Consider the following 7976-nt stretch of genomic DNA (forward strand, 5'->3'; position numbering starts at 1 on the left):
ACGCCAGCTGCAAGCCTTCAGACGCCAGCTGCAAGCCTTCAGACGCCAGCTGCAAGCCTTCAGACGTCAGCTGCAAGCCTTCAGACGCCAGCTGCAAGCCTTCGGACGCCAGCTGCAAGCCTTCAGACGCCAGCTGCAAGCCTTCAGACGACCAGCTGCAAGCCTTCAGACGACCAGCTGCAAGCCTTCAGACGACCAGCTGCAAGCCTTCAGACGCCAGCTGCAAACCTTCAGACGACCAGCCGACTCTCTGTCCACGCCAACCGGCATTGCTCGCACCGCATCCCCTCTTTCTCTGGTGAAGGCATTCACAAACCCCATCCTGACGGTGCGGGATGAGGCTGGCAGGTAATCGATGGCGTTTGAAAGATTGGTGGTTGACAATTTGAAATGACAAATTAAAGTATTTTAAACTCTAGCTTGGAGGCCCACATGGTCGCGAAACCACTTCTGTTGATCAGCTATACACGGTATTCGGCGGCGGCCGTTGTCGCCGAGGCGAGGATGGTCAAAAATGGCCTCACCAATCATCCGCACTTTCCCCCGCCCTGGCCGGGATGCGTCATGTCGCTCGAGGAGGTGGGGCAAAAGGCCGACGTGCTGGAGGGGCTCGACCGCGAAGTGAGAAACCGCAATTTTTCCAAGCTCTCCGAGCGGGACAGCTGCTGCCAAGTTCTCAAAGACGGGCTGCAGGGAATCGGGCAGTACATCAGCATGGCGTGCGAAGGAGATGTGACCAAGCTGCAGGGAACGGGGTACCGGATTAGGCAGGAGCCGAAGAAGCCGGCAGCGAAAGTGGCAATAGCGGTACCCGTCGTCACGCTCACCCATTCCAAGGGGACGGGGTGTTTGGACTGCAAGATCCTTCTCCCCCCCGGAGCGAAGAGCTTCGAGTGGCAGATAACCAACGGCAATCCCGACCTGGAGGCGGACTGGCCTGAGCCTGAGCGCTCAGTCGTGACCACCTTCCAGATTCCCGGACGAACACCCGGTGTCCGCTACCATGTCCGGGCCCGGAGCCTCTCCGCCTCCGGTTTCACCCCCTGGTCCCTCCCCGTAGGCCTCATGGCCCTTTAACGTGGGGGGCATTACCCCCGACGAAGTCGTCGTCTCGGCCGTCGACAGGGGAATGACCAACGTCGACTGGAGGGCCGCCACCCCGAAAGGAAATTATCGCTGCAGCGCCGACGACATGTCGCGCCGGATGAATTGTGTAAAGAGGTAAAGCCGCAGATCCAGGATAACCGGAAATGAAAAAGAAAAAGGGTGGGGTGCCTTTGACCCCGCCCTTTTTCTGTCCGAACATCAATCCTTGCCAAGGACAATCAGGTCGCTTTCCCTTGTCTTACGACGATGTTGACTACACCCTTCCTTACTCCCTTCCCGGTGGTGCTCCGGTAGACCATGGCCAGGAAACGGACGGTGACGATCTTGTGGATGTAGGCCTGGGTAAAGCGATACAGCCATTTCCGCCAGAGAGAGGGTTTGTTGCTGCCGAGCAGCAGCGGACAGTAGTCGGAAAGTTTCAAGGTCAGCCTGCTGCCGGCCGATGTTTCCTCAACTATGAATTCCAGTTGACCTCTATCACACTGCTTCTGTTGTACCAGCATCCCTCCGGCAATGTGCAGTATCGTTCTCTCCCCGCCATCAATTTGAATATGCTGAGGCTGACTGAACTTCATCAGCGCACGGGAACTTGTCATCAGGCGAAACTCGACTCCCTCGACGGTCCGCACAGAGCGGACAATTTTCAAGGTACATTTCTCAATGTAGCCAAGGTACAAGTCAAGGAGGTCGGCAGAGGTGAAGGCATAATGAAATTCGCGGGGGATCACAACCCATTGAATAGAAAATACGGAGTGATCGTCCTCCAGAATCTGCTGGCAGGCGATTAATTCGGCTTCTACGTCAGGCAGCTTGTCGGGACTCATGCCGGCCATTGTACCAGCAATTCCGTGCAAAGTATCGAAGTATTCCTGTGATACACTTCTTGCGAGCCCGCAATTAGGGAGGTTTTCATGGCTGGGAATATCCTGGTTACAGGAGCTTCAGGTTTTATCGGTCAACGTTTGGTGAAAGCCCTGTGCGCCGAAGGAGTGTCCCCCCGCTGCCTGCTGCGACGTTCCCTCTCCCTGCCTGTTGGAGCAGAGGCCGTCATCGGAGACCTTCTCATCCCCGAAACGCTTTCGTCGGCAATGGACGGAGTTGACACCGCTTATTATCTCGTTCATTCCATGGCCGGCGGGCGTGCCGAATTTGAGAGCAGGGACCGGGCCGCCGCGAACAATTTCATTACTGCCGCTACTGCTGCGGGAGTAAGACGCGTCATTTATCTCGGCGGATTGGGCGAAACCGGCTCAAGGCTTTCCGGGCACCTGCAAAGCCGCATGGAGATCGGCAGCCTTCTCAGCTCAGCACCATTCAAGACCACCTTCCTCCGGGCCGCCGTCATTATTGGAAGCGGCGGGGCGTCCTTCGAGATGATCCGCTACCTGGTGGAGCGGCTTCCCGTGATGGTCACCCCCCGCTGGGTCAGCACAAGATGCCAGCCCATTGCAGTTGACGATGTTATCCGCTACCTGACCGGATGTCTGCACGATGAGCGCACGGCAGGAGAGACCTTCGATATCGGCGGGCCTGATATCCTGACCTACAGGGAGATGATGGAGCACTTTGCCGCCATAGAAAAAAGAAAGCTGTTCATCCTTCCTGTCCCGGTTTTAACCCCCAAACTTTCCTCTTACTGGGTCTGGCTGGTCACACCGGTTAAGCCGTCAATATCCATGCCGCTTATCGAAGGGCTGGCAAATGAGGTTGTTTGCAAGGACAACCGTATCCGGGAACTGATCCCGTTCCGGTTGACACCCTACGACGAAGCGGTTCGGATTGCATTGGCGAAGGATTCACCGTAAGAAGTGGAGATGTGATGGTCTCGGCTTGGCGTATCGTTGATAGCGATAGGCGCGAACGTTAAAATCGATAATTTCCATTTGCAAAGATTCTCTTGATTTGCTAAAAGAAGTGAACCTTTAGAGTTACAAAGTGGCTACTAATTCCCAGGATCTCATCGTCTAGCAGGACGCTGGCCTCTCATGCCGGACAAAGGGGTTGCCCCCCCCTTAGGATCGCCACTTTCACATCCAGCATCAAGAATGGGCCGCTAGCTCAGTTGGTAGAGCAGTAGACTCTTAATCTTCAGGTCGTTGGTTCGATCCCAACGCGGCCCACCATTCACGGAAAAGCCCCATATATCCTCTGGGGCTTTTCAATTTGGAGACTGGATTCGGAATTGAACCGAGGACCGCGGAGGTTGCGGTGGTAAACCGGAAACAGAAAAGGGTGGGGTGCCGATAGGCACTCCACCCTTTCTATTTTGCATCGGAATCGCTTTGTAAATGGTGGGCGAGATGGGAACGCCCACCAATTCTATAACATGCTGATACTGTTAAGAAAGCTCGCAGTTGTATGGTTGAAATTGTTGGCAAATTGTTGACACTCTACCATAGGCACCCACCCTGCGCAAGGGTGCTATCATCAGCACCTTACTTCCCACCTCCAACCCGCACCATTCTTGCCCTCAGCCCTAACCCTCCTATTCGAGAGTCAGCAAACAAGGGGGATAAATAGGACTAGTTTAGTCCTGTTTGTTTCGCCGTATGGTTCTCACCATTCCCACCTCATCCGCGACAACACCATCAAGCAGGACAAGGAAGGCCGCTACTGCCTCAATGACCTGCACAGAGCGGCTGGAGGCGAGGAACGCCACAGGCCGAAAGAGTGGCTTGCTAACAAGCAAACCCAGGAGTTGGTTGAAGAAATCCAATTGGGGGAAATTCCCCCAATTAAAGCCGCCCCCGGTCGCTACGGCGGCACCTTCGTCGTCAAGGAACTCGTCTACGCCTACGCCATGTGGATCAGCCCCAAGTTCCACCTCCAGGTGATCCGGCCTACACCCAAGTTCCCGCCCTCCCGCCTTCCTTTATGAAAAAGTATGTGCCCCCTGTCAAAATGTCCTGCCTGACATGTGTATAGATAGGTAGAGGCCAAATTCACCTCTGGCTAATTCCCACCGTTACAGGACTGTGCCTATGCCCGATTGTCAGATCCACCACCTCAGCTTTACCTTGCCGGTCGCCATGACAGCAGCCGACCTCCCGCAACTTGCAAAAGAGCTATTCCACATCGAAGGACTCGACCCCGCCGCCGTCAAGCTGCCGCGTGGCCGGAACGGCTACCGGGAGTCCTACACCCTCACTGGAGAGCATGGTGCAGAGCTTATCAGCATCCAGCTATCCGGTGTTGCCGGTAACCTCGCGGGAACCTCACACCTCGACGTGCACGGCGACGCCCTGGAGGCTGGAGGGTTCGACGTTCTACACCTTTGCCGCGAGATCGTCGCCCGGCGAGGCTGGGTTACTCGCGTAGACCTCGCCGCCGACGATACGGGAGGCGTTCTGCCGTGGGCGGAGATCGTTGAGTGCAGCCGCTCCGACCAATACGAGAACCGCATCACCACCACGACCTGCCGCCCCAGGAAGAACAGGAAGACTGGGACGATGGAGCCAAACCCGCCCACGTACATGAGGGAAACGGGAGAGAGCCTGTACTTCGGGGAGCTTGACTCGGACCTGTCAATCTGTGCCTACACGCGGCGAGGTCCAGTACGGGTTGAAGCCAGGATCAGGAACCGAGCCGCCGCCACCGACGTTGTACGCCGGATAGCCGAGGGGGAGGCGATCCACGATCTAACGTTGGGGGTGCTCCGCCGAAACCTCACGTTCCACGTCGCAGGTTGGAAGCGGAAGGACCGCCGACCCGCTGCTCCGTGGTGGTCTTCGTTCCTGGACTCAGCACCTGCGGTGAAGCTCCTACGCCAGCGACCGGACAGTAACCGTTCGCCCTGGTTCGTTCCACCGACCCGCACCGACCGGGCTTTAAAAGCGATAAAGCGTCACCTCGCCGGGGCGCCCCCGGAGGAAATACAGGGGATTGCCGAAATGCTTTACAGCCTTACCGGAGCATCGCCAGTACCTGCGTTTTAGACCTCAGCTTGGAAATGGACCCTTATGATTATCTGTCACCCATTTCCACCACCTCAATAATTAAAGCAACTTACACCGCACCCCAAAGGGCACTCAGGAGACCACCATGCACACCGAAATCATCGAAACCCTCAACTCTGAAATCGACCGTATTCACGATCAGCACCCTAAAGGCTCTAAGGAGTACCGAGCCATCAGCGACCTCAACAAGAGCCTCTTTCACCTCCTCAAGGCCGACACCCGGCCCGATGGTCGCCAGAACATCAGCCGATTGCTGGAGGCCCACCGGGACCAGCCCGCCCTGCTTCAGGACATGATTAACGTCATCCAGCATTTCACGAAGATGCTGGAAACCATGGGGTGCTGCAATGGATAACGTACAGAGGCCATTCTACATGGTCGATTTTATCGTCATATTCCACGACAACACTCGTACCACAGGCTCTTTCCCCTGCCCAGGTGCGACACCGGCAGAGGCGGGCAAGGTAGCCTACGGCATGGTCCGTAGGAAATACCCCTCAGCCGAGGACATCAGCGTTTTCCCCTCGGACAACCAGTGCCAGCCGACCGCACCGCCCCCGCCCAACAGCGCGTTAAAGACGTGGTACTCGGCTGGTTACTAAGCCTTTCAAAAGTTTGTATTGCGGCGGCTCCTTCCCGCCCCGGCTGGTTACCGGACCCCACCCCCGAGGGTGCAAACATCGGGGGTACCTCAAACGTCACTCTTAGGAGATCATCCATGAACATCGAAGAACTCGACCACATCCATTCTGAACTCGCCGCCCTGACCTCCAAGAGGATCAGCGACATTGCCCAATACGGCGCTCCCCTTCGCCTCGCCAACAGTGAGAAATCCTATCAGGCCATCGTCACCGATGACCTTAAATCGGCCATGTTCGAACACGCCACGCCCTTGTTACACGGGCAGGAATTCGAGGGAAAGGGTTACACCCTGGTCGTGCTGGCGTTCGAAGTGAAAGCAGGGTGTAAGGTAGCCCTCACAGCCCCGGTCATCGGCACTGCCGCCGTGATGGAGAAGCAAGAGGCGCAAGGCCAACAGGGGGCTTCCGTGAGGCTGGCTCAGACCTCCACGCGCCTCCCGATCCTGAAGCATGAGGGTAACTATTTGACCGTTCCCCGGAGATTCGCGGGACTGACCGGGCGGGTGCTCAAGACCGGCTCCGGGGAACTCCTGGAGGTCGTTTCGGGTGTCATCCGAGGGGCAACGGCAGAACTCCGGGTGCAGCCCTACCAGGCCCCCCAGGCCAAGAGCTTCAGCCCGAAGCAAGGACCTCCCCAATGGGTCACGAACCCGCCCCAGGCTGATACCTGGCACTCCGGTTACGTCCGATGAGGTAGGCCGTGAAGATCCCCGCATACATCCGCAGGTGCCCGGCTTGCGGGCACCTCTTCAAAGCGGACTGGCCGCAGGAGCAACTGCACTGTACCACCTGTCAGCCCCTGACCATTAATCCCCTCGTCGCGGCGATCCTGGCGCGGATGCCGACTGGCTTTTAAAGAGAGCTATGCCAGTCACCATCCACCCGGCCCAGCCACCCGCTGGCGATTGCCAGCACGGCACAATTTCCATTTTGAGGCCCACTTCTCGCCCTGGTCCTGGTCAGGGTATGGGCCGATAGGAGAACAACATGATAACGGATAATCACCCACACCTGGAGAGGGTAGCCCTAGAGGCGAGAGACGCCCTGCTGCCTTCCCGCACCCTGGCCTTAGACTTCCTGGCCCGGTCGGCAGGTGATAAGACCGCTGCCGTCCGGTTGGCCCTTCACCACGTCAAAAGCATCTTCCCCGGATTCAGCCCGAGGAGCCAAATAGGAAGCCCAGCGGAAAAGCTCTATAACCGTCTGGTTGTCTCGATTGCACATCACGCGGTCACCTGGAGCCAGTAGGGGATGTCTCAGAAACGAAATTTATAGCACGTTAAAAGGTTCGGATCGGGCCACCTCCTAAAGGACTCCAAATAGCAAGTTTTACCGGATACCTCTAAGACTTGAGATTCAAAAATCGCCCTTATGTTCTCCTTAGGACGCAAAACGCCGTAACTCCTTGTCGTAGTAAGGGTTACGGCGTTTCTGCCAATGCCAATTTTTTGGTAAAAGTTGACATCCGCCAATTCTCAAACATTTCTTCTGAAGACCCTTATTGTTGTATGTCTTTGATTTCTGTTAGCGTGAGGTCCGCCCACATTACTGATGAACTTTTATCACTACAGGCATAAATAATGCCCTTTAAATGGTCGCCAACTGACCAACTTTGGACATCAGTGAGTAATTGTGATTCTTTTAACACAGTGAAACTAGAATTACCGGTACCCCCTATCAATACACTTGTGTTGCCTGCAGGTCCGCTTTCATTGTAACCGATATGGTATTCCTTTATATCATTTGCGCCATTATTCAAACCACCATTCATCACAGAAAGCATAGTCCCAGATGTCAAATTTGCATAAAAGTAGGAATGTACATCATTTGTCATCGCAGGCTCTTTTGCAATCTCGGTGTTGCCATTATTTAAGACATAATAACCAGAACCTTGGAAGTTGACACCAAACTGGGCAAATATAGGGTCACCGACCATGTATCCGGCCTTCGCTATGATGCCAGCACTATCGTCATATATAGTTGAAATAGATCCATTAAATGAGTAGATCTTTTTGCTAACAGTGTTTATCAGTGTGTCATTTACTGCAATAATTCCTGGGGTGAGGTCATCTCTGGAAATGTAAGCTCCTATGGTAGTAGTGTTGATTTCCACTACCCATAGGTGAAGAGGCGCAGCCCCTTGGTGTCGAGCGCCATGGTAATTTGCCAGTTTGAAGGGGGTTGTCGCCAACCGAATTTTCCACCCCCGTCGCCAGCCTAATTTTCCAGTTTGGCTGCAACCGTCGCCAACCTCATTTTCCACTTAGCGATC

General features: G+C 55.4%; 9 protein-coding genes and 1 tRNA gene. 9 read left to right on the top strand and 1 reads right to left on the bottom strand.

The features are described 5' to 3' along the window. Window positions 1-432: 432 nt before the first annotated feature. The 9 genes from ACYVL5_RS23155 to ACYVL5_RS23195 all read left to right on the top strand — a co-directional run bounded on the left by ACYVL5_RS23155 (window position 433) and on the right by ACYVL5_RS23195 (window position 6952). A complete protein-coding gene (locus ACYVL5_RS23155) occupies window positions 433-1077 on the top strand; it encodes a hypothetical protein (RefSeq protein ID WP_460597914.1) in 645 nt (214 codons plus the stop codon). A 173-nt stretch (window positions 1078-1250) separates the two neighbouring features. Then, window positions 1251-1895 carry a hypothetical protein gene (locus tag ACYVL5_RS23160; RefSeq protein WP_460597915.1) on the top strand — a complete coding sequence of 215 codons (645 nt, stop codon included), beginning with the start codon at window positions 1251-1253 and terminating at the stop codon, window positions 1893-1895. 123 nt (window positions 1896-2018) lie between these two features. Next, window positions 2019-2912, top strand: a complete 894-nt coding sequence (locus tag ACYVL5_RS23165; protein WP_460597916.1) for a Rossmann-fold NAD(P)-binding domain-containing protein — start codon at window positions 2019-2021, stop codon at window positions 2910-2912. Between the two features lie 242 nt (window positions 2913-3154). Then, a tRNA-Lys gene (locus ACYVL5_RS23170) sits at window positions 3155-3230 on the top strand. A 341-nt stretch (window positions 3231-3571) separates the two neighbouring features. Beyond that, a complete protein-coding gene (locus tag ACYVL5_RS23175; protein WP_460597917.1) occupies window positions 3572-3985 on the top strand; it encodes a KilA-N domain-containing protein in 414 nt (137 codons plus the stop codon). A gap of 103 nt (window positions 3986-4088) precedes the next feature. Next, entirely contained in the window at window positions 4089-5042 is a 954-nt protein-coding gene (locus ACYVL5_RS23180; RefSeq protein ID WP_460597918.1) for a replication initiation factor domain-containing protein, read from the top strand. Between the two features lie 106 nt (window positions 5043-5148). Continuing rightward, window positions 5149-5418 carry a hypothetical protein gene (locus ACYVL5_RS23185; RefSeq protein ID WP_460597919.1) on the top strand — a complete coding sequence of 90 codons (270 nt, stop codon included), beginning with the start codon at window positions 5149-5151 and terminating at the stop codon, window positions 5416-5418. A 363-nt stretch (window positions 5419-5781) separates the two neighbouring features. After that, complete coding sequence (locus ACYVL5_RS23190; protein ID WP_460597920.1) at window positions 5782-6396, top strand: hypothetical protein; 615 nt, start codon at window positions 5782-5784, stop codon at window positions 6394-6396. A gap of 295 nt (window positions 6397-6691) precedes the next feature. Then, complete coding sequence (locus ACYVL5_RS23195; protein ID WP_460597921.1) at window positions 6692-6952, top strand: hypothetical protein; 261 nt, start codon at window positions 6692-6694, stop codon at window positions 6950-6952. A 250-nt stretch (window positions 6953-7202) separates the two neighbouring features. Here ACYVL5_RS23195 and ACYVL5_RS23200 read toward each other — a convergent pair whose 3' ends face one another. After that, entirely contained in the window at window positions 7203-7895 is a 693-nt protein-coding gene (locus ACYVL5_RS23200) for a hypothetical protein (RefSeq protein ID WP_460597922.1), read from the bottom strand. Window positions 7896-7976 lie beyond the last annotated feature (81 nt).

Source organism: Geomonas sp. Red276, assembly GCF_054784495.1.